This window comes from Pararhizobium sp. (assembly GCF_965279435.1).
Taxonomy (GTDB): domain Bacteria; phylum Pseudomonadota; class Alphaproteobacteria; order Rhizobiales; family Rhizobiaceae; genus Pararhizobium.
In genome coordinates this window covers 2437166-2459781 of the sequence record NZ_CBDIHY010000003.1, presented here as the reverse complement: position 1 = coordinate 2459781, position 22616 = coordinate 2437166, and the positions used below count along the sequence as shown (strand labels likewise).

At 59.8% G+C, this 22616-nt stretch carries 19 protein-coding genes; 5 read left to right on the top strand and 14 right to left on the bottom strand.

Annotation, left to right across the window (positions count from 1 at the left end; all coding sequences use genetic code 11):
- Positions 1 to 26: 26 nt before the first annotated feature.
- The 11 genes from ACQY8Q_RS17450 to ACQY8Q_RS17400 form a co-directional block, all read right to left on the bottom strand.
- Positions 27 to 254, bottom strand: coding sequence for a F0F1 ATP synthase subunit C (locus ACQY8Q_RS17450; protein ID WP_037106138.1), 228 nt, complete (start codon positions 252 to 254; stop codon positions 27 to 29).
- 81 nt (positions 255 to 335) lie between these two features.
- Positions 336 to 1097, bottom strand: a complete 762-nt coding sequence (locus ACQY8Q_RS17445; protein ID WP_428427725.1) for a F0F1 ATP synthase subunit A — start codon at positions 1095 to 1097, stop codon at positions 336 to 338.
- Positions 1098 to 1159: 62 nt separating this feature from the next.
- A complete protein-coding gene (locus ACQY8Q_RS17440; RefSeq protein ID WP_428427724.1) occupies positions 1160 to 1525 on the bottom strand; it encodes an AtpZ/AtpI family protein in 366 nt (121 codons plus the stop codon).
- 290 nt (positions 1526 to 1815) lie between these two features.
- Positions 1816 to 2994 carry a cell wall hydrolase gene (locus tag ACQY8Q_RS17435; RefSeq protein ID WP_428427723.1) on the bottom strand — a complete coding sequence of 393 codons (1179 nt, stop codon included), beginning with the start codon at positions 2992 to 2994 and terminating at the stop codon, positions 1816 to 1818.
- Between the two features lie 393 nt (positions 2995 to 3387).
- Positions 3388 to 5289 (bottom strand): potassium transporter Kup, encoded by a 1902-nt coding sequence (locus ACQY8Q_RS17430; protein WP_428427722.1) that lies wholly within the window; start codon positions 5287 to 5289, stop codon positions 3388 to 3390.
- A gap of 17 nt (positions 5290 to 5306) precedes the next feature.
- Entirely contained in the window at positions 5307 to 6284 is a 978-nt protein-coding gene (locus ACQY8Q_RS17425) for a magnesium transporter CorA family protein (RefSeq protein WP_428427721.1), read from the bottom strand.
- A gap of 419 nt (positions 6285 to 6703) precedes the next feature.
- Positions 6704 to 7909, bottom strand: coding sequence for an iron-sulfur cluster carrier protein ApbC (apbC, locus tag ACQY8Q_RS17420; RefSeq protein WP_428427720.1), 1206 nt, complete (start codon positions 7907 to 7909; stop codon positions 6704 to 6706).
- 439 nt (positions 7910 to 8348) lie between these two features.
- Positions 8349 to 10745, bottom strand: a complete 2397-nt coding sequence (locus ACQY8Q_RS17415; RefSeq protein ID WP_428427719.1) for a methyl-accepting chemotaxis protein — start codon at positions 10743 to 10745, stop codon at positions 8349 to 8351.
- Positions 10746 to 11069: 324 nt separating this feature from the next.
- On the bottom strand, positions 11070 to 11825 hold the full coding sequence (locus tag ACQY8Q_RS17410; protein ID WP_428427718.1) for a LuxR family transcriptional regulator: 756 nt from the start codon (positions 11823 to 11825) through the stop codon (positions 11070 to 11072).
- Positions 11826 to 11937: 112 nt separating this feature from the next.
- Positions 11938 to 12678: a helix-turn-helix transcriptional regulator gene (locus ACQY8Q_RS17405; RefSeq protein WP_428427717.1), complete on the bottom strand. Its 741-nt coding sequence runs from the start codon at positions 12676 to 12678 to the stop codon at positions 11938 to 11940.
- A gap of 217 nt (positions 12679 to 12895) precedes the next feature.
- Positions 12896 to 13711 carry an IclR family transcriptional regulator gene (locus ACQY8Q_RS17400; RefSeq protein ID WP_428427716.1) on the bottom strand — a complete coding sequence of 272 codons (816 nt, stop codon included), beginning with the start codon at positions 13709 to 13711 and terminating at the stop codon, positions 12896 to 12898.
- 174 nt (positions 13712 to 13885) lie between these two features.
- Here ACQY8Q_RS17400 and ACQY8Q_RS17395 point away from each other — a divergent pair, with 174 nt between their 5' ends.
- The 4 genes from ACQY8Q_RS17395 to ACQY8Q_RS17380 are packed head-to-tail and all read left to right on the top strand — an operon-like array spanning position 13886 to position 17124.
- Positions 13886 to 14656, top strand: coding sequence for an SDR family NAD(P)-dependent oxidoreductase (locus ACQY8Q_RS17395; RefSeq protein WP_428427715.1), 771 nt, complete (start codon positions 13886 to 13888; stop codon positions 14654 to 14656).
- Positions 14656 to 15573, top strand: a complete 918-nt coding sequence (locus tag ACQY8Q_RS17390; protein ID WP_428427714.1) for a 2-dehydro-3-deoxygalactonokinase — start codon at positions 14656 to 14658, stop codon at positions 15571 to 15573. The genes ACQY8Q_RS17395 and ACQY8Q_RS17390 overlap by 1 nt, the downstream gene beginning before the upstream one ends.
- Positions 15574 to 15604: 31 nt before the next feature.
- Positions 15605 to 16237, top strand: coding sequence for a 2-dehydro-3-deoxy-6-phosphogalactonate aldolase (locus tag ACQY8Q_RS17385; RefSeq protein ID WP_428427713.1), 633 nt, complete (start codon positions 15605 to 15607; stop codon positions 16235 to 16237).
- A gap of 2 nt (positions 16238 to 16239) precedes the next feature.
- Positions 16240 to 17124, top strand: a complete 885-nt coding sequence (locus ACQY8Q_RS17380) for an SMP-30/gluconolactonase/LRE family protein (protein WP_428427712.1) — start codon at positions 16240 to 16242, stop codon at positions 17122 to 17124.
- A 107-nt stretch (positions 17125 to 17231) separates the two neighbouring features.
- Here ACQY8Q_RS17380 and ACQY8Q_RS17375 read toward each other — a convergent pair whose 3' ends face one another.
- Positions 17232 to 17609 carry a VOC family protein gene (locus ACQY8Q_RS17375; protein WP_428427711.1) on the bottom strand — a complete coding sequence of 126 codons (378 nt, stop codon included), beginning with the start codon at positions 17607 to 17609 and terminating at the stop codon, positions 17232 to 17234.
- Positions 17610 to 17804: 195 nt separating this feature from the next.
- Between ACQY8Q_RS17375 and ACQY8Q_RS17370 the strand changes: the two genes are divergently transcribed.
- On the top strand, positions 17805 to 18404 hold the full coding sequence (locus ACQY8Q_RS17370) for a PRC-barrel domain-containing protein (RefSeq protein WP_428427710.1): 600 nt from the start codon (positions 17805 to 17807) through the stop codon (positions 18402 to 18404).
- A 337-nt stretch (positions 18405 to 18741) separates the two neighbouring features.
- On the opposite strand, the gene ACQY8Q_RS17365 is transcribed toward ACQY8Q_RS17370, so the two are convergent.
- Together ACQY8Q_RS17365 and ACQY8Q_RS17360 are read right to left on the bottom strand one after the other, a co-directional pair.
- A complete protein-coding gene (locus tag ACQY8Q_RS17365) occupies positions 18742 to 20790 on the bottom strand; it encodes an FAD-dependent oxidoreductase (protein WP_428427709.1) in 2049 nt (682 codons plus the stop codon).
- A 226-nt stretch (positions 20791 to 21016) separates the two neighbouring features.
- Complete coding sequence (locus ACQY8Q_RS17360; protein WP_428427708.1) at positions 21017 to 22570, bottom strand: trimethylamine methyltransferase family protein; 1554 nt, start codon at positions 22568 to 22570, stop codon at positions 21017 to 21019.
- Positions 22571 to 22616 lie beyond the last annotated feature (46 nt).

Here is a 22616-nt window from a genome sequence, read left to right as displayed (position 1 = left end):
CCGCGGCCCTGCCTTCAAGCCGGTTATTAGACGGCGAAAAGGAGAAGCAGAGCTACGAGCAGCGAGAAGATGCCCAGAGCTTCCGTAACGGCGAAGCCGAATACGAGACGGCCGAACTGGCTGTCTGCTGCCGACGGGTTGCGCAGGGCGCCCGACAGGTAGCTACCGAAAATGTTGCCGAGGCCGAGAGCCGTGCCGGCCATACCGAGGCAAGCGAGACCTGCGCCGATGTACTTTGCTGCTTCCGCGTCCATGATTTTCTCCTTCGAAAGGTTGTTGCGGCTAACTTTGGTGCCTTGGCCGGTCGAAACCGGCTAGGCCCACGACTTTATTCCTTAGTGTCCGCCCGGATGCACTGCGTCGTTGAGGTACATGCAAGTCAGCACCGCAAAGACATAGGCCTGGAGGAAGGATACGAGGAATTCGAGACCCGTAAGGGCAACGGTCATGATGAGCGGAAGGATCGCACCACCGATACCCAGCGCGCCGAGGGTTCCGAGCGAGGCGACGAAGCCTGCGAACACTTTCAGCGTGATATGGCCGGCCAGCATGTTCGCAAAGAGACGAACGGAAAGGCTGATCGGTCGGGACAGGAAGGAGATCACTTCGATTGCAATAACCAAAGGCAGAAGGATACCGGGTACGCCAGAGGGCACGAACACATTGAGGAAGCCAAAGCCGTGCTTATAGAAACCGTAGAACAGAACAGTGCCGATGACGAAGAGCGCAAGCGCAAAGGTCACGACGATCTGACTGGTCACGGTGAAAAAGTAAGGAACCATGCCGAGCATGTTTGCTGTCAGGATGAACATGAACAGCGAGAACACCATCGGGAAGAATTTCATGCCGTGTGAGCCGGCGCCTTCGCGCAGCATCGAGGCGATGAATTCATAGGAAATCTCGGAGACGGACTGCATGCGGCCGGGAACCAGGCTGCGCGTCGACGTCGTGAAGTAGAGGAATGCCGTGGCCACGGCGAGCGTTGCCACCATGAACAGAGATGCATTGGTGAAAGAGAAATCAATACCGCCAATTTCGATCGGAATGATCTTGTTGACCACAAACTGGTGTACCGGATCTACCTTATCGCCTGCCACAGCTGCTCTCTCTCGTTACAAACCGCCAACGGCGGATATTTCAACCTGCGACAACAGCGTGTTTACGCGTCGTCACTCTTGTTCTTGATGCCCTTGCCCAGCTCGTCTGCCGGGTGAGGCGCTGCCACCATGCCCGCCGAACGCAGAACGTTCAGCACACCGGCACAAAAACCGAGCAGGAGAAGCACAATCATCCCCCACGGCGCTGTACCCGCAAAATGGTCCAAAAGATAGCCCAGAAGTGCACCGACAATGATCGCCGCCACAAATTCGCTCGAAAGCTTGATAGCGACCTGATAGCCCTTGCGGTTCTGCGCAGCGCGCGCTTCATCCGCAGCGTATTTCGGGTCTTCCTTGCGCTTTTCAGACAGCTCGGACCCGAGGCGTTTCAGCCGATCTTCCAGACCCTCTTTCCGGTTATCCGTCATGTGGCACCCTCCCTTTTGTTCCCGTCACGGTGATAAACCATGAGCTTGGTCACACAAAGGCCGGATTTGAAGCCACCGCACGGCCCGTTCTGAAGTCGGCCGCAACATAGTTTTAGGGGCCTTCATAGTCAAGGCACCTAAAGCCCTTGTTAGGGCACAATATTATTGAATAAAAACATTTACTTACGTGATCAAAGCGAAGGCTTAGCCGGATTCACCGGGAATCACCTGGGGCTTTGCCGGACCATCACAGGAACGAGTCCGCCCGGCCGCTGCCAATCGGCAGGCTATCAGCTCCAGCCGCCGCCATAGGTGCGGTAGAAGATATGCTTGCCGATCTGGGAGACCCGCTTCATCGTCGGACCCCAGTCGGGCTTCACGTAAGTCGCGTGATAATGCGTCGCGGAACCGACTTCAGGGAACCAGATCTTGCCGGCGGTCACCGCAAGGGCAATCTCTTTGGCTGTCGCCCAGGCGGAACGCGACCAGACGATGTCGGGAATACGGTCGCAGGCAAACGAGAACTGGCAGCGGTTGTACCAACCCTTGTTCTGGTAGACGACGCCGCAGATCGTCGACGGATAAGCGGGGTTGCGGACCCGATTGAGAATGACCTGGGCGACAGCCGCCTGGCCTTTCACCGTTTCGCCACGCGATTCGAAATAGATACCCGAGGTCAGACATTTCTGTTCAGCATCGGAAAAGACGGTGGCAGGCAGCGGGTTGGCGGCCCAGGCGTGATCTTCAGGGGCGATATCGGGAATGAAGCGGCCGCCGGTCTTGTCTTCCCGCAGGATCGAATCAAATGGCGACTGGCGAGAATAGTCAGGCTCGGCCGGCGCGTAGGCGGTGGCCAGAATATCGGCCGACTGGTTTGTCACCAGGCTGGCCAGCATCGGCGACATGCCCGGATCGATCTTCGGAGCCTTCTTCTTGTAGAAGGCCGTGGCAATCTTGATTTCCTTGCCCTTGATCTCGGACTTGGAAAACACCATCCGCTCTTCGACGTCAAACAAAGGGTCGGTCAGCGAACTGGTGCGTTGCAGGATCGATCCTGCGGTAAAATCCTTCGGCGGCGTGACAGGCGCAACGGCAATGATGCGGCCCTTCTTGTCCTTGCGGTTGACCCGGTCTTCGTCCGTGCGCGGATCGGCCTGCTTCTGCTCGGCGGTCAGAGAGACCTTGCCGCCGCCCGGCATGTCGATCCCTGCCCCGTCACCGATTGCCCCGGTAACAACCGGATCGTTGAAGGCCATTTCAACCTGATGCAGCGAGCCTGCCGGCGAGCGGGTCATGTGCATGCGCCAGCGTTCACCGCCGCGGTTGATGCCAGAGAGGAAGGTTGCGAGATCGGAATGGGCCGCGACCGAGGGGAAACCGACGAAGAGACCGATGCCCAGCATCAGGGGAACAGTCCAGCGCGCGGATGGCAAACCGGACGGAAAACGCAACACTTTACTCTTACGCACCAACCGTACTCCACGCACTGACAGACGCGGGTCTCCATCCGGCAAAAATACCCGGACCGTCTATCCCCGCGGAAGTGAATCGGACGAGCGGTGACATCGCGTTCAATCGCGTGTTTACCGCTTCAACTGCCATGACAATGAAGCATTAACCTTGATGGTTGGTTAATAACGCCGGCCACTCTCCGTCTTCCTCGCCCTTGTGGCGGGGATCTAGCGACCCGACGTCTGTCGGATCAAAGGACCTATCAGCCCAAAGACTTGGGCTGGCTGGATCTCTGTGACAAGCACAGAGATGACGGAGATTTGGGTGTCGCTGGATTTCCCAAGTGACCCGCCAGATGAAGAGAAATGGCTTTGTCCACAGTCTGCTGGAACGCAAAATTCCAACCGCGATCAGATGATGACGTGCGAGCCCAGTTCCACCACCCGGTTGGTCGGCAGGCGGAAATAGTCGGACGGATCGATGGCGGCATTGGCAAGGCCGATGAAGAGCCTGTCCTGCCAGTGCGGCATGCCCGACTGCGCATCCGGCACCAGCTTGCGCCGTCCCAGATAGAATGAGGTCGACATGATGTCGAACTTCAGGCCAGTCTTGCGGAACAGCCCAAGCGCCTGCGAGACGTTCTGGGTTTCCATATAGCCGAAGCGCATTTCCAAGAGGCTGAAGCGTTCCGACAGGCTGCTTGCCGTGACACGCTGGTCCTTCGGCACCACCGGCGTATTCAACGTGCGGATCGTCAAGATGAAGTTCTGCGCGTGCAGTACATGGTTGTGCTTGATATTGTGCAGAAGCGCTGCCGGTGTCGATTCCGGATCGCTGGTCAGGAAGATCGCCGTTCCCGGCACTGAAACCGGCGCGTGCTCGCTCTTGCGCTCGATCGATTTGACGAAGGAGGCGAGCGGAATGTCGGTATGGCGTGTCTTGTCGTGCAGAATCTTGGTGCCGCGCCGCCATGTCCACATGATGACGATGATCGCTGCGGCGATCAGTACCGGCACGTAACCACCGTCATGGATCTTCAGCATATTGGCGCCGAAGAAGATCATTTCGAGAGCGAGTAGCGGCAGGAGCGTGCCGATGGCCAGATAGAGCGGCCACTTCCAGCGCACCCGCACGAACTCGTAGGCGAGGAACGTATCGACGACCATCGCGCCGGTGACGGAGATACCGTAGGCGGTTGCCAGCGATTCGGACGAGCCGAAGACGAAGACCAGCAGCATGACGCCGAACATCAGCAGCATGTTGACGTTGGGGAGATAGATCTGGCCGGTCTGGGTTTCGGACGTGTGGAAGATCGCCATGCGCGGCAGGAAGCCGAGATGGATCGCCTGGCGCGTCAGCGAGAAGGCGCCGGTGATGACGGCCTGGGCGGCGATGATCGTGGCGCAGGTGGCAAGGATGACGATCGGCAGCAACGCCCATTCCGGGAACATCAGGTAGAACGGATCGGACATTGCCTCGGGGTTCTTCAGGACGAGAGCGCCCTGCCCCAGATAGTTCAATGCCAATGCCGGGAAGACCAGGCCGATCCACGCCCACTGGATGGGTTTGCGGCCGAAATGGCCAAGGTCGGCGTAAAGCGCTTCGGCACCGGTGACTGTCAGAAAGACAGCGCCGAGCACGACGATGCCGACATAACCGGCATGAAACAGGAAATGAACGGCGTAATAGGGGTTGAACGCGGCCAGAATGCCGTAGTCATCGGTAATGTGGCTGATGCCGGCGACCGCAAGGACGATGAACCACAGGGCCATGATCGGGCCGAAGAACTTCGATACGGCTGCCGTGCCGCGTGATTGCACGGCAAAGAGCAACAGCAGGATAACCACCGAGATCGGCACCACATAGGGCGACAGCGTCGGAGTCACGAGCTTCAGGCCTTCGACGGCCGACAGAACCGACAGCGCTGGCGCAATGATCGCATCGCCGATGAACAGGGCGGCACCGGCAATGCCGAGGAAGAACAGCCGGTTGGCGCGCTTGCTGGAATATTTCATCAAGAGCGCCAACAGCGACAGCGTGCCGCCTTCGCCATTGTTGTCGGCCCGCAGCAGGAACAGCACGTATTTCAGCGTGACGATGATCGTCAGCGTCCAGATCATCAACGAGATCAACCCGACGATTTCCAGGCGCGTCACCCCGTCGGCGGCAACCGGACGCAGGGCTTCGCGGAATGCGTAAAGCGGGCTGGTACCGATATCGCCATAGACAACGCCGATCGAACCAAGGGACAGAGCCAGAAGCTTCCGTATTTCCTTGTCGCGCGTCTCCGGTTGAGCTGCAGAATGAGACATCTGAATATTTCGGGCTCCTAGAGCCAGCCTTTCCAACGAAAGAAGTAGTAGGGGACGATTGCCGAAATCACCATGCCGATCACGGCCATGGGATAACCGAACGCCCATTTCAGTTCAGGCATGAAATCGAAGTTCATGCCGTAGAGCGAGGCGACCAGGGTCGGTGGAAGAAACACCACGGCCGCGATCGAGAAAATCTTGATGATGGCATTCTGCTCGACATTGATCAGTCCGAGAGAAGCATCCAGAAGGAAAGTGATATTTCCCGAAATGAACGAGGCATGCTCCGACAGCGACTGGATATCGCGCGAAATTGTCCGACAGAGCTCCTTGGTCTCCCTGTTTTCCTGTACCGACGGCACGGTATAGAGAAACGTCAGGACACGGGAGAGCGAGGCAAGGCTATCGCGGGTCTTGGCCACCAGCCGGTGATGCGAGGCCACATCCATGAGCTTGGCTTCGAGATAATGCGGCGGCCGGCGCTTACCGACGGGCCGATCGCCGAAAACCTGCAACGACAGGCCGTCGATCCGGGCAACGGCGATCTCGAGGATCTCAGCGGTACGGTCGACGATGGTCTCGAAAAGCCGCGTCGCAAGAACCGTTCCCGTCGTGCAACCGCCGGGGATGCGGTGCATCGCGGCCGTGAACAGATCGAAAGCCTTGGGCTCGTCGTAGCGGATGGTGATCAACAGGCCCTTGGTCAGAACAAAGGCGATATCGGCCAGTTCCGGATGCCCGCCCTCCGCCTTGCAGACCAGCGACGCCGTCATGAACACGGCATCCTTAGCAGTATAGAGACGGCTCGACGGTTCGATATCCTTCAGGTCGTCGCGGGTCGGCACGTCGATGCCGAGAAAGCCTTCGACCAGATGGTCTTCGGCCTTGTCCGGACGCAACATGTCGATCCAGACCACATCGGATGGCAGCGACGCGGGTGGCTGCACCGCGCTGATAACCACGGCTTCGCCATTGTGACGATAGGCAGTGATCATGCTGCAGACCTTGTGCAGACACCACCGGCGCAGACGCGCGCAGTCGCCACATCACGGAGGCGATGGGTGATAACAGGAGCCGGACTATGGCGAACCGGAACCAACCGGCCGTATGACATTAAAGCTGCGCGCGGCAGATCCATATGGAAACTCTCGTCGTTTACGACAAACCCTCAAACGGTCATCACAGTCATGCGGAGCCCGACGGAGGGCAGCACCGCTGGTGCAGCCTTGCGGATGCGGGGAGGCATATGGAACAAGGCACGCTCAAAATCAATGCAGAAAGTGGCAAAGCGCCACAATGTCGCCTAAAGACTTAACGACGCTCGCCGCCCGAATGTCAACAGCGAGCGTTTGCGGCCCCCATTTTCCGCAGCTGGCGCAGCAGACATCAGGGGCCGATCGGTTTCTTCGGCGGTTTATTCGAACACGATGTTCGGCATGGTCCGGGCCTTGTCTCCCTGATGGGCACCGACCTGCTCCCAGACCTTCCGTGCGATCTCGCGATAGACGCGGGCGATCTCGCTGTCGGGCTCCGACGCGACAACCGGCGTTCCAGCATCGGATGTCTCACGGATGCCCATGGTCAACGGCACTTCGCCAAGGAACGGCACGCCGATCCGCTCGGCCTCCTTGCGTGCGCCGCCATGGCCAAAGATATCGTAGCGATTGCCGGTATCGGGCGCGATAAAATAGCTCATGTTCTCAACGATGCCGAGGACCGGCACCTCGACCTTGCGGAACATCGCCAGCCCCTTGCGCGCATCGATCAGCGCCAGGTCCTGCGGTGTCGAGACGATGACGGCACCGGCCAGCGGCACCTGCTGCGCCATGGTCAGCTGCGCGTCGCCCGTGCCTGGCGGCATGTCGACGACGAGCACGTCGAGATCGCCCCAGGCGACTTCGCGCAACATCTGCAACAGCGCCGACTGGATCATTGGCCCACGCCAGATCATCGCGACTTCCTCATCGACGAGGAAGCCCATCGACATGACCTTCAGGCCATAATTTTCCATCGGCCGGATCATCCGCCCTTCGATCTGCTGCGGCCGTCCGGAAATCTTCAAGAGGCGCGGCATCGACGGGCCGTAGATATCGGCGTCGAGAATGCCGACCCGCAGGCCGTTGGCCTTCAGCGCCAGGGCAAGGTTGACCGATGTGGTCGACTTGCCGACACCGCCCTTGCCGGAGGCAACCGCAATGATTGCGCCAACGCCCGGAATACCGGCTTTTGCCGCAGCTGTGGGTGTGCGTGGAGCGGCCGCAGCTGCGGGTGCGTGGCTGTGGCCCGCGTGGGAATGACCGGCGTGCGAATGGGCCGCCTGGGATGGGGCGGCGGCAGGACGCTGAACCGGCGCGGAGGACGAGGCGCCCTTCTTGTCGGCGGTCAGCGCCACCATGGCGCCCTTGACGCCCGGAATGTCCTTGACCACCCGCTCGGCCGCAGCCCGCAACGGATCGAGTTCGCGGGCGCGTTCGGCCGGAACGGTGATCGAGAAATAGACCTTGGAATCGGAAATGAAGACATCCGAGACCAGCCCCATATCGACGATATTGCCGTCCATATCCGGTCCGCGAACACCCCTGAGCTTGTCGAGAACCTGTTCCTTGGTCACGTCGGTCATGTCATTCACTCCTGCCGCCAGCGCGGCTGGTTTGCCCTGCTGTCTCTGCTATGCGCATCATGCTGGTATTAGATAATCGAGCCGACGTGTTTCGCCAATGCGGCGGGTCAGAAAAACCCGCACAAAAGAAAAGGCCGCTTTCTGCCGATGGTGTCCGTACATCCGGGATCACCTTTGGCTGAGAGCGGCCTTACCTGTCGCGACCTTCTTGGGCGCAGTCTTTATTATAGTCCCCTCTGGACATGCCTTTTACAAAGCAGGAACCGTGCCAGTTTGGGAAAATCGTTGAAAACCGGTGGTTGGCGACCCGCGCCAGTGCAGCGCAACATCAAATCCGACTAGTTATTGTGCAGTTGCGTCGTCTACGTTTCGGGATTGCCGGATTTTGCGACATGAGCCTTGGCAGAAGGGCGCCGGCAGGCGGCGCCCTTGTTCTTGCTTAGAATTCGTCCCAACCGTCATTGGCCGGGGCTGCAGCAGCGCTGCCATGTCCCTGGAACGCACCCGCAAGCTTCTGGCCGAGCGACCGGGCCGGCGACTGGACGGCTGGTGTGGTCACCGAGGCCGACCGGATGCCCGGTTTTGACAGGGAAGAACTGCGGACGGGAGCAGCGGGTGCCCGGTGCAGGCCGGTCTCGACCGGCGCACGGTGCATGCTTGCCTGCGACGTGTCGCCAAGCTGGAAGTTCGCCAGCAACGTTGTCAGCGCAGAGGCTTCGGCGGCAAGCGTGTGGCTGGCAGCGGTCGATTCCTCGACCATGGCCGCATTCTGCTGCGTCCCCTGATCCATGACGTTGACGGCGCGGTTGATGTCGTTGAGGCCAATCGACTGTTCGCGGGCTGCCTCGACGATCGAGGAGACGCGCAGGTTGATTTCATCGACTTCGTGGACGATGACTTCTAGCGCCTTGCCGGCCTGACCGACCAGTTCGACACCGGTCTTGACCTGCTGTCCAGACTTCGAAATCAAGGCCTTGATTTCCTTGGCGGCATTGGCCGAGCGCTGGGCGAGTTCACGCACTTCCTGGGCAACGACGGCAAAGCCCTTGCCCGCATCGCCGGCACGCGCGGCTTCGACACCGGCGTTGAGGGCGAGGAGATTGGTCTGGAAGGCGATTTCATCGATGACGCCGATGATGCTCGAGATTTCCTGCGACGACGTTTCGATCTGACCGACGGCATCGATGGCACTCTTGACAACGGCGCTTGATGTCTGCGCGCCGGATTTTGCCTTGGCGACCAGCTGGCCTGCCTCTTCAGCACGCACCGTCGAGTCCCGCACCGAAGCGGTGATCTGATCAAGGGCTGCGGCAGTTTCCTCGACGGAGGCAGCCTGCTGTTCGGTGCGCTTGGCCAGATCGTCGGCCGATGTGCGGATTTCGGCCGAACCGGCCTGAATGCCGAGCGCATTGTTGCCGACCGATTGCAAGGTCTGCTGCAGGGTGGTCATCGAACTGTTGAAGTCTTCGCGCAGTGCATCGAGCGAGCCGATGAATGGGGTCATCAGACGGAACGTCACGTCACCATCGGCGAGACGCTGCAGGCCTGTGCCCAGTTCAGTGACGGCGAAGCGCATCTGGCGCTCGTTTTCCTGGGTCTCTGCAGCGCGGCGCTGGCGTTCTTCTTCGCCAAGCGTGCGGGTTTCTGCGGCTTCGGCTTCAAGACGCTGTTTGGCGATCGTCGCGTCACGCAGAATGGCAAGCGAGCGGGCCATGTCGCCGATCTCGTCGTTACGTTCGGCATCGGCGATGGCGATGCCGGTATTGCCTCTGGCGATTTCGCCGGTGGCATTGACGATGGCTTCGAGGCGGCGGCGGAACCGGTTGGAGATCAGGACACCAAGCAGCACCAGCAGAACCGAGGCGACACCGATGATACCGACGGAAATCCAGGCCATCTGGGTCAGGTAGGAGAAGACTGTTGATTTCGGAACGGAGACGATCGCGTACCAGGCCGTATCCGGCAACAGCTGCACCGGAACGGCAACGGAAAGGAAATCGGTCCCATCCTCGCCGACGACCTCGACCGGCTTGCCCGGGTTTTCAATCATCTGCTGCCAGGCGGCAGCATCGACGGTGCTGTCCTTGAACGCCTTGCCAAGATTGGCGGCGTTGACATGGCTGAGGAAGTGTCCGCCTTGCGAAACGAGAGCGACATTGCCGTCACCCAGCGGCTTCATGCCGGCCAGTTTCGATGTCAGGCTGTCGAGCGCGATGTCGATGCCGGCGACACCGAGCGGCTTGCCGTCCACGGTGACCGGCGCAGCCAGGGATGTCATCATCACATCCTTGCCATCGACCACGTACTTGTATGGCTCGATAACAACCATTTTCTGCGCCTTGAAAGGCTGCTGGTAATAGTCGCCAGGGCCTGGCTTGTCGTAATCGACCAGCGGTGTCACGTCGATCTTGCCACCGGCGCGCACCCAATACGGCACGAAACGCCCTGTTGCGTCATGTCCCGGCTTGTTGACGTAGTCGGCATCCTTGCCGTCGAAGGCGTTCGGCTCCCAGCCGCTCCAGACACCAAGCGCAAAGGGGCTATCTTCCAGCGCCTTCTTCATCATCGCATCGGCGGAGGTACGGTTTGCGGCCCCGGATGTTTCAAGCGCTGAAAAAACACTCTGGAAAGTCGCGACAAGCTGCAGCCCTTGCGACATCTGCGCTTTCAGGTCGGCGGCCGTCAGCGCGGCTGCGGCGTTCATCTCATCGACGCTGCGGCGTTTGACTTCGGCATAGGAGATCCAGAACAGTGTGCCCGCAGTCACCACCGTGGCAAAGAGCCCGGTAGCCACTACGGAGAATATATTACGGGAGGTCGCAGTCTTGAACAGCATCTCGTATCCTCGCAAGCGCGACGGCAACGGGCGAATGCCACACGTGTTGCTGCGTCACATGAATATCATTTTTGGAAAAAGGTGCGGAGGATAGCATTCATGCGGCAATGCAATGCGTCTTTGCAGACGAACGATGCCAGCAATGTAAAAAGCGTCTCACGATCCCTCCCCGATAACGATCGGAGACAGGAGTGTTTACGCACCCTCCCAGTGAAATCATTTCACCGGCAGTAAAGGTGCGCTGCAAATCTTAATGTTCATCTAAAATGCCAGCAATAATCGCAACGGCTGCTTAATTCTTTACCGGAAAGCGAAGAATTGCACTCAGCTGATGTAACCCTTCTTCATTGCCTTGACGACAGCCTGCGTGCGGTTGACCGCATCCAGCTTCTTGCTGACATGATTGAGGTAATGATTGACGGTATGCTCGGACAGGCCAAGTATCCCGGCAATCTCCGAACTTGTCTTGCCGGCGGCGGTCCAGTTGAGACATTGGATTTCCCGCTCCGACAGAGCAACCGGGGCGCCCTTCCAGAACGAGCCGATTTCGGTCAGGCGATTATACACATGGATGGCGATCATCTGCAGTTCCATCATCGCAGACATCGGCAGATCGGCGCGCCGTCCCATCCAGATGACGGTCGCCCGGCTACCATCGGCGTCGTGAACCGGGAAATAGTTCGCTTGCAAAATTCCATGCTCGCGCAGCATGGCGATATACTCGTTCGTCTGCGGCAGACGGCCGCTCTCTTTTTCCCAATCCTCAAGCGTCAACTGGAACGGCGTGGTGGTTTCCCTCAGACGTCGGATGCCGGTCGAATGCTTTAAAAGCGAGATGCTGTCGTAGGTATTGACCAGCTCAGCGGGCATATTGGACAGGATGGAGGCGCTTGAGAGCTTTTCTGCATCGAAGGACGGAACCGTGCAGACAAGAAAGGCCTTGAAGCCGAAGGCCTGTGTGATCTTCTTCATGTAGCGGATCGCATCGAACTGGGTTTCCAGTGCTGCGATTTCCGTAGCGAAATCTCCGCCGCGCGACTGCTCTTTTTCGATCGGTTCGGCCATCAACGTATCGCGCATTCACAAACTCCACCGCACAGCCGAGCGCGTTGCCGGCCAAGCGCTTCAAGGCTTGTCCGATATTTCACTCTACACATCATGCCGGTTTCCTGCTTGCATTCATAAACATTTCTCAATTGATCAACCCGGCACGTATCGCTTTTGCCACAGTCTGGACGCGATTGACAGAATCCAGCTTGCGGGTGGCGCGGCTGAGGTAGTGGTTGACGGTATATTCCGACAGATCGAGGATTTTCGCCATTTCAGTGGTTGTCTTGCCGGCGGCGGCCCAATGCAGGCATTCGACTTCGCGCCGCGACAGCACTGCGGGCATGGGTGTGCGGATGCCCCTGATTTCACTCAGCCGGCCAAACAGTTGACCCGCCTTGTAGGTCAGCTCCTTCAATTCAGCCGAATTGACCAGTTCGCGATCGCCGCCGAAAGCGATCGCACCACAGGTGCCGTGCACATCATGGACAGGAATATAGACACCGCGCCGCAGGTTTACCCGCTCGAACAGGCTGAGGACTTCACTTCCCCTGCCGTCCGAGCGCCTCGGGGAATCAAGGGTGGTATCATAGGTGAAGGGAATGGTGCTCTTGCGCAGACGGGCGATGACCGGGCTGCCCGCCATCATATTGGCCGCGTCATAGTTGATCAGGAAATCCTTGGGCCAATTGGTCATGACCACAGTGTCGGACAGGCTACAGCAAGTTTTCGCCGGCACGACCATCACCATGAAGCCGTGAAAGCCGTAGATATGCGAGACTTTCTCCAAAGCCTGACGGACATCCGCTTCCCGCGTCATCGCCTCGGTGCCCCGTTGATCGGTGGCAACCGCGCCGGGTGATAGATGTCCGCTGAAATCCACCATTTTCTACCTCTTCCAGGCTCGTACCCCCGGATTCGACGTCACGAAACCCGTTCCGCCGCACCCCAGGCCTTCTTGCCGGTTTCAATTCCGGCAACCCCGTCTTCGAGGCGGGAGTTCGAACGTCGGCAGGCGCAGAATCTGATATATTAAAACTACAGCTCCGATTTCCCCACGTCCAGTCGATTCACCTAATTCACCGTAAAGGTATCACGAAAGTCTAACGGCCAGGACCGAGACGGATTTCGATATCCTCGCTGATGGCAATCGCCACTTGGCGAACCGGGCGCGCCCAGTTTTCCAGCTGTTCCATCGTCACCCGATATGCCGGCCCCGTGACAGATATACCGGCGACAAGATCGAACCCGGCATCATGGATTGGAGCGGCAACACATCGGATTTCCGTTTCGTGTTCCTCGCGATCAAAGGCATAGCCCTGCAATCGGGCCTCGTCCAGATCACGCGTCAAAGAGGCGACGGAAAGATGTGTATTGGCGGTAAAACGATGGAAACTCAGCTGCCCGAGCGTCTCGGCGAGCCGGACCGGCGGCAGCACGGACAGCGCCGCTTTCCCAAGGCCTGTGCAATAAACCGGGGAGGCATTGCCGATCTGCGATTGCATCCGCACCGTCTGGCAGCTTTCCACCTTGTCGACATAGATGATCTCGGTGCCGCGCAGCACACCCAGATGCACCGTCTCGCCGGTTTCTTCATGCAGACGCCGCAGATGCGGTGCGGCAACAGCGCGGAACTGGTTCTTCGACCAGGACCGGTAGGCGAATTTCAACAGGCGCAGGCCGGGCTCGTAGCAGAGATCGCGCCCCTGCGTCAGCAGTCCCTCTTCCACCAGATGGGAGAGCTGCCGGTGCAAAGTGCCGCGCGGCTGGCCGGACAAAGCCAGAATATCGCTGAACCGCAGCGGCCGGTCGGATGTCACGACAATCTCCAGCACGGAAAGAACCTTGCCCAGCGTGCCGGTCCCGCTATGGTGCGCAGAAGTGGGCGAAGAAATATCCGGTTGATCCTGTTCCATCATGCCTGTCCATTTGCCGCACGCCCATTTGGCGAACGCGGGGGGCTTCGACCTTGACAAGCCAACAGCTCCAGCGCGATAATTCCAAATAATAAGAGTCAGTTCCAAATAATGGAACATCAATAATCCAAAAGCAAGCGGACGTTAAATAGCTTGCATCCGGGAGAGCACACCATCATGGCTTTGCCAGCCGCCCACTTTCACGACCTCAATGGGCGTGGCGTCCTGATTACCGGCGGTGGATCGGGCATCGGCGCCGCCTTGGTCGAAGGCTTTTCCCGTCAGGGTGCGCGGGTTGCCTTTATCGACATTGCCGAAACCGGCAGCCTTGCGCTGGTGGAACGGCTTGCCGCCGTTGTCGATCATGTCCCGGTTTTCATCCAGGCCGACCTGCGCGACATTGCGGCGATAAAGTCCGCCGTCGATCAGGCGGCCAGCACGCTGGGTTCTCTCAGCATTCTCATCAACAACGCTGCGCGCGACGATCGGCAACAGCTCGAGGACGTAACCGAAGCGAGCTGGGACGAAAGCCAGGCGGTCAATCTGCGCCATGTCTTCTTCACCTGCCAGGCCGCCGCCCCGCATATGCGACAAGCGGGCGGCGGTTCGATCATCAACTTCTCGTCGATCGCCTTCATGCTCAACATGGGCGAGATTCCAGCGTATGCGACCGCCAAGGCCGGCATTGTCGGGCTGACCAAATCGCTGGCCGGCAAGCTCGGCCAGGACAATATCCGCGTCAACGCGTTGCTGCCGGGCATGGTGGTGACCGAGCGGCAGAAGAAACTCTGGATCAGCGACGCTGCCATTGCCGATATGATTCAAAAACAATGCCTGAAGCACATGCTCGTCGCAGACGACATGGTTGGCCCCTGCCTCTATCTCGCCTCCGACTGTTCGGCACGGATGACGGCACAGGCCATGATTATCGACGGAGGAATATTCTGATGACGGCAGCATCCTATGCAGCAGTGGATTGGGGAACCTCGAGTTTCCGTCTCTGGATCATCAGCGAGAGCGGCGCTGTTCTGACTGAGCGCCGCAGCGGCGAAGGCATGACCACCGCCGCCAAGATCGGCTTTTCCGGCATTCTAGAATCCCATCTCGCCGCTGCTGCAGCACCACCGCATCTGCCGGTGATCGTCTGCGGCATGGCGGGCGCCCGCCAGGGCTGGGTCGAGGCCGGTTATCTCGATACACCGGCCCCGCTCAGCGCTATCGTCAAGGCGGCCGTGACCGTGCCCGATACCAACCGCGATATCCGCATTCTGCCCGGCCTTGCCCAGCGCAGCGAAGATGCGCCGGATGTGATCCGCGGCGAGGAAACCCAGCTGCTGGGCGCGATCTCGCAGCTCGGCAACGGCAGCCATCTCGTCTGCATGCCCGGCACACACAGCAAATGGGTGCGCGTCACCGGCGGCATCGTCGATGGCTTCTCGACCTTCATGACCGGCGAACTGTTCGACGTCATCGCCAAGCACTCGATCCTCAGCCATGCTGTTGCCGATGCAGGTTCCTTTGCCAATGATGACCCGGCCTTTCTCAGCGCGGTTGCCAAGGCCGTCAAAACCCCGGCTCTTGCCACCAATCTGGTTTTCACGGTACGCAGCGGCCAGTTGCTGCATGGGCTGTCGGCTGTTGATGCCAAAGCTCGCCTGTCCGGCACCCTGATCGGCCTGGAAATCGCCGGTGCGCTTGCCACCGCCAAACCCGGCAGCGGTGTCTGCCTGGTGGCGTCGGGCGGCCTTGCCGCGCTGTATCAATCCGCGTTGTCGGCGCTTGACCTTGCCCCTGTCACCATCGATGCCGATGAAGCCGTTCGCCATGGCCTTGCTGCCGCTGCCAACGCCATCTGGCCTGCCTGAAGCCATCTGCCTGTTTGAAGAAAGAGACCTCATGACCCGCATCCCTTTCCCGCCGATGAAATATCCGCTGATCGCCATCCTGCGCGGTCTGAAGCCTGAGGAAACGCAGAGCGTGGTCGGCGCACTGCTCGAAGCCGGCTTTACCGCCATCGAGATCCCGCTCAACTCGCCCGATCCGTTCCGTTCGATCGAGATTGCCGTCAAGATGGCGCCCGCCAACTGCCTGATCGGCGCCGGGACTGTCTTGACCACCGAGCAGGTTGAAAAACTCGACGGCGTCGGTGGCAAGCTGATGGTCAGCCCGAATGTCGAGACCGACGTGATCGCGCTTGCGGCGGCCCGAGGCATGGTCACCATGCCCGGCGTGCTCACCCCGACCGAAGCACTGGCCGCAGCCCATGCCGGCGCAACGGGCCTCAAATTCTTTCCAGCCAGCGTGCTTGGCCCGGCCGGCATCGCCGCCATCCGCACCATCCTGCCGCCGGACCTGGAGATAGCAGCCGTCGGCGGCGTTTCCGACACCAATTTCGGCGACTATGCCAAGATCGGCATCAAGAGCTTCGGCCTCGGCTCCAGCCTGTACAAGGCCGGCATGAGCGCTGCCGAGGTCGCGGAACGAGCACGGGTCACCATCAAGGCCTATGACGCAGTGTATGGGGCATGAGCATGAGCGAGACAATTCCCTTTTCCGGCCGGATCCTCAGCGACCTGCCCCTCGAACTCGGCGAAGGCCCGACCTTTGACCCGGCCACCGGCACCGCCTGGTGGTTCAACATCAAGGGCCGCGAGCTGCATGAACTGCATCTGGAAAGCGGCCGGAAAACCCTGCATGTCCTGCCGTTCATGGGCAGTGTGCTGGCAGTCATCGATCCGCTGCGCCAGCTGATCGCGTCGGATCGCGGCCTGTTTATCCGCGATACCAAAACCGGGGAACTGACCGCCTACGCAGCGCTGGAAAGCAATCCGAACAACCGTTCCAACGACGGCCGCGTCCATCCCTCCGGCAGTCTGTGGGTCAGCACCATGGGCCGCAAGGCCGAAAAGGAAGCCGGCGCGATCTATCACGTTGCCAAGGGTGAGGTGACACGGATCTACGGCAGTATCAGCATTCCCAACGGCATCTGCTTTTCGCCGGACGGCAGCATCGGTTATTTCGTCGATTCCGCCATCAATCACATCATGCGGGTCGATCTCGATCCGGCCACAGGCCTGCCGACCGGCGAGGCCACCGTCTTCAGCGACCAGAGCGGCAATCCCGGCGATGTCGATGGCTCGGTCTGTGACGCGGACGGCCGGATCTGGAACGCACGCTGGGGCCAGGGTGCCGTCGATGTCTACGCGCCCGATGGCACACGGGTTGCCCGCCATTCTGTCCCTGCCACCCAGTCGAGCTGCCCCGCTTTCATCGGCGCCAAGGCGGACCGCCTCATGGTGACATCCGCCTGGCAGGATATGGATGATGCCGCCCGCAAGGCCGATCCGAATGCTGGCAAGACGTTTGAGCTTGGTCTTACGGTCAATGGCCGTTTCGAATCGGCCTATAAGCTCTGAAGGCTGGGTGCGGCTGCACAAAAGCCAAAATTGACAGACGGATGAAAAAGCAGGGTTCAATGCCCGGCTTTTTCATCCGTCATTTATCGCTCCGTAAGTTGGCGCCGCTACGCATCAACGACCCGCCACGGCGGGTCTTTTCTGTTTGACCCGGCAAAATAGAGCAGTATCCGGTTGCAACCGGGATCGAGCAGCTCAGCCTCGCGCCAAAGCCAGCTTTTGTCTTCCGGTGGTCCAGAGAACGTCACACCGGACTGGGTCAGACGACGCACCGTTTCGTCCAGATCGTCGCACTCAAAGTATACGGTCGTTCCGCTGCCAGCGTTTGCGCCCTGATGCAGGGAAAACGTGCTGTCGCCATCCGGGCACGCAAAACGAATATAATGCGGCCGTGCATCGACGATCGGCTTCAGCCCAAGCGCTTGATAAAAGTGCCAACCGTCATCGAGATCCGGCATCGTCACTGTCACCTGGTTCAAACGCATCGCTGAATTCCCCTTCCGCTTTGCCTGCAGCAGCTTCCGTTACATGCTTATAAACCGAAAAGTTCCCTCGAAAATTGCACATTTTTTTACGGAACCACTCCCAACCTACCACGTTGTGTCTGCATCACCGGTGCGGCGGCAAAGATTTGAAGGCCGCGCTTGATCGACAAAAAGAACGAAAAAGGTAGGTTTACAATGACCAAGAAACTCGTAGCTTCTGTCGCCGCAGGTGCACTTTTTGCAGGCGTAACCATCTTCGCACCGCTGAGCTTCGCTCAGGAAGCCACCCAGCCTTCGGCACAGCCGCAGACCATGGAAACGCCGATGACCGGCGAACAGCCGGCTGATGCGATGAAGAAGCCGATGGATCAGGCAGCGACTGCTGCTCCTGCATCCGGTTCCGGTTACCTGACTGAACAGGGCGCGGACCAGATCGCTGCCAGCACCTATATCGGCCAGTCCGTCTACAATTCTTCGGATGAAAGCATTGGCGAGATCAACGACGTGATCTTCACCAAGGACGGCTCGGTTGAAGCAGCCGTGATCGGCGTTGGCGGCTTCCTCGGGATTGGCGAAAAGAACGTCGCTGTTCCGCTGGATACGATCACCGTTGCCGACGTGCCGAACTCCGACGACCTGAAGCTGACCACGGCCGAAACGGCTGATACGCTGAAGGCTGCGCCGGAATTCAAGACCAAGTCGCAGCAGGTCGCCGAAAAGAATGCCAATGCCACGGTCGACACCACAACCACGTCGTCCACGGCTCCGGCAGCAGACGTAAAACCGGCTGAATAGCCTGCTCCAACCGATCAGTAATGGTTTGGATGGTTGGTAATACACAAAGGCGTCACCTTTTGGGGTGGCGCCTTTGTGCTTCTAACTAGCGTGCTGGTTGGCTTCTGGACGCAGGTGCTATCCCAATCTCCGTCATCCTCGCCCTTGTGGCGGGGATCCAGTGACCCGACGTCCGTCGGGTCAAAAGACTTTTCAGCCCAATGACTTGGGCTGACTAGATTCCTGTGACAAGCACAGGAATGACGGAGGCTTGGGCTCGTTTCAGGTCCCTAGCGATATCCCGGCAGCGAAACACCAAACAGTCAGTCATCCGACGACGGCACCTTGAGCCCCATCTTCAAAACAGCACCCCATATCGCAAAGCATCATAGATCCCCGCGTGAATATTGCGGCTGGCCACCGCGTCGCCGATGCGGAAGAGGTCGAACTCTCCATCGGGATTGTGCATCTTGATCGGATTTTCCTGGCGGATCAGCGCCTTATAGTCCACGGCGCCGAGATTGCGCGACATTGGTTTCAGTTCGAGATAGAGGTCGGCCATCGGCAGGGTTCCGTGCTCGACGACCACCTGGGCGACGCGACGTTCGACAGAGGCATTTTCCGAATAGTCCGAGCCCAGCACCGCCACCAGCTGGTTGCCCTCGCGGCGCACCGATTTCAGTCTTGTGTTAATGGTCACCCGCACATTCTTTTCCGCGAAAGCCTTGGCATAGGGCACGTGGTTCATGCCGCCGATCTCCGGCGCGAACATGCGCTCCGGCGAGACGATCTCCAGTTCGGCACCGGTCGCCGCAATTATTTCCGCCGCTGTCATGCCGGTATGGGCGCCATTGTCGTCATAGAGCAGGACCGGACCTTCGGGCTTGATGGCACCGGCGATGATATCCCAGCTCGACACGACCAGCTCGTCACCCGCTTCCAGCAGCGGATTTTGCGCTATACCGCCGGTGGCGATGACGACGAGATCGGGTTTTCGCTCCAGAATATCGCCTACCTCGGCAAAGACATTGTAATGGATCGGAACGCCCAGCCGCTCCAATTCGGACAGGCGCCAGTCGACGATGCCGATTATTTCCTTGCGGCGCGGATTGCGGGCTGCCAGCAGGATCTGGCCGCCGGCGGCGCTGGTCGCCTCCAGCACCTCGACCGAATGGCCGCGCTCGGCCAGCACCCGCGCGGCTTCCAGCCCCGCCGGTCCCGCCCCGACCACGACCGCGTTTCGCACTGGCCCTGATGTCTTCGAGATGACATGCGGGATGGTGGCCTCTCGGCCGGTCGCCGCATTGTGAATACAGAGCGCGCCGCCGCCCTCATAGATACGATCAAGACAGTAGGTGGCGCCGACGCAGGGACGGATCTGGTTTTCGCGGCCCTCGATGATCTTTTTGACGATATGCGGATCGGCGATATGGGCGCGCGTCATGCCGACCATGTCGAGCTTGCCCTCGGCGATCGCGTGACGGGCGGTGGCGACATCGGCGATGCGGGCGGCATGGAAGACCGGGAACTTGGTGGCTGCGCGGACATCTCCCGCGAAATCCAGATGTGGCGATGCCGCCATGCCCTGGATCGGGATGACATTGGTCAGATGCGCATCATGATCGATATGACCACGGATGATGTTGAGGAAATCGACCTTGCCGGACCCGGCCAGCCGCTTGGCGATCCCGACGCCCTCCTCCTTCGACAGACCGATATCCCACTGCTCATCGGCCACCATGCGGATACCGACGATGAAATCCGGCCCGACGGTTTTACGTACGGCGTCGAGCACCATGTCGGAGAAGCGCATGCGATTGTCGAGCGAGCCGCCGAATTCGTCGTCGCGATGGTTGGTGGCGGGCGACCAGAAGCCATCCATCAGATGGCCGTAGGCTTCGAACTCGATGCCATCGAGCCCGGCCGCCTGCATGCGCTGGGCGGCACTAGCGTAATCGCCAACGATGCGCTCGATATCCCAGTCCTCGATCTCCTTGGGGAAGGCCCGGTGGGCTGCTTCGCGGACCGGCGACGGCGACAGCACCGGCAGCCAGTCGCCTTTGTTCCAGCCGGTGCGGCGGCCAAGATGGGTCAACTGGATCATTACGGCGGCGCCGTGCTCATGACAGTCATCGGCGATCTTCTTCAGCCACGGCACGATCTCGTCGGAATAGGCATAAAGATTGCCAAACGCGGGTGGCGAATCCTGCGAGACGATCGCCGAACCCGCCGTCATCGTCAGCGCGATGCCGCCCTTGGCTTTTTCCAGATGATAGAGCCGGTAGCGGTCCTTCGGCATGCCGTCTTCGGAATAGGCCGGCTCATGCGATGTCGACATGATCCGGTTTTTCAGCGTCAGGTGTTTGAGCTGGTACGGCTGGAGAAGCGGGTCTTTCGACAGGGTCATGGTCTGGCTCAGGTTTCAAGTTCGAGACTGTTGCAGTACCCCTCACCAACTTCGGCCAAGGGCTCGTAAACTCGCCCGGCCTGCGTATCCTCTCCCGCAAGGGGAGAGGAAGACCCGCGGTGGCCGTCTCCACTTTACCTCTCCCCTTGCGGGAGAGGATAGCAAGCCCGCATGAAGCGAAGCTGAGTGCATGGGCGCGCTTGGTGAGGGGTAAAAATCCCCGCCCTCAATACCAGGCATCCGCCATGCTGTTCTTGCGTCGCGTCATATACTCTGCCAGCGCCTCGTCGATTGCCACGTCCAACGGCGGCGCTTCGTATTCGGCCAGCGTCTTTTTCCAGCGTTTGTTGGCGCGCGCCGCCATGTCAGTGGAGCCGCCCTCCTCGCTCCACTTTTCGAACGGCTCGTTGTCGGAGAGGCCTGAATCCCAGAACGCCGTCTGATAGTTGCGCATCGTGTGATCGCAGCCGAGAAAATGGCTGCCGGGGCCAACCTGCAGGAAGGCGTCCATGGCAAGCGTATTGTCGTCCACCACGACGCCTGCGAGGTAGGAATGCAGCGCGCCGCAGAAATCGGTGTCCATGACGAACTTCTCGTAGGACATGGCGAGCAACCCATCGAGGAAGCCGGCCGAATGCAGAATGAAATTGGCGCCGCAATGCACGGCTGACAGCATCGACATGACGCCCTCCTGCATCGCCTGCGCGTCCGGCAGTTTTGAATTGGAGAAATTGCCGGCACAGCGCAGCGGCAGTTTCAGCCGCCGGGCGAGCTGGCCGATGACCATGGAACCGATGGCAGGCTCCGGTGTGCCGAACGTCGGCGAACCGGAACGCAGCGACATCGAGGACAGGAAATTTCCAAAAATCACCGGTGCGCCCTTGCGCTCCAGTTGCGTCAGCGCGCAGCCGGCCAGCGTCTCGGCAAAGGATTGGGCAATCGCGCCGGCATTGGTGACAGGCCCCATGGCGCCGCCGAGGATGAAGGGCACGATCACCGCCGCCTGGTTGGCGCGGGCATAGGCGCGCAGCGATTTGGTCATGGTGCCGTCCCAGACGAGCGGCGAGTTGACGTTGACATTGCCGAGGATGACGCAGTTGCGATCAACGAAATCGCGGCCGAAGGCGATCCGCGCCATGTCGATCGAATCCTCCGCCCGGTCTTCCTGCGTGATCGAGCCCATGAAGGCGCGGTCGGAATATTTGATATGGCTGTAGACCATGTCGAGATGGCGCTTGTTGACCGGCACGTCGACGGGCTCGCAGATCGTACCGCCGGAATGGTGCAGCCACGGGCTCGACTGGGCGAGCTTGATGAAGTTGCGGAAATCCTCCAGCGTGCCGTAGCGGCGGCCCCTGTCGAGGTCCATGACGAAGGGCGAGCCATAGGCCGGGGAAAAAACGACGTTGTTGCCGCCGATCTCGACATTGTGGGCGGGATTGCGGGCATGCTGGGTAAACTGGGCGGGTGCGGTCGAGACGATCTCATTCAGCATGCCCGGTTCGAAGCGCACCAGCAGACCGTCAACTTTGGCCCCCGCCCGCTTCCAGTGATCCAGCGAAGCCGGGTCGTCGCGAAATTCGATACCGACTTCGCTCAGGATCCGGTCAGCGACGCGCTCGATCTTCTGAAGGTTTTCCTCGCTGAGGATATCGTAGGTCGGGATGTTGCGGGCGATATAGGGAACGCCCACAATCCGGGCTGCATTGTCGCGCCGTGCCGGGCGGGCGGGCCGTGAGCGTCTTGCCGGTTCTGCGTCGATAGCCACGAGCGTTTCCATGATAGGCCTCCCCTTTTCTCAATCGAGGCTAGCTGCGAAAAAGATC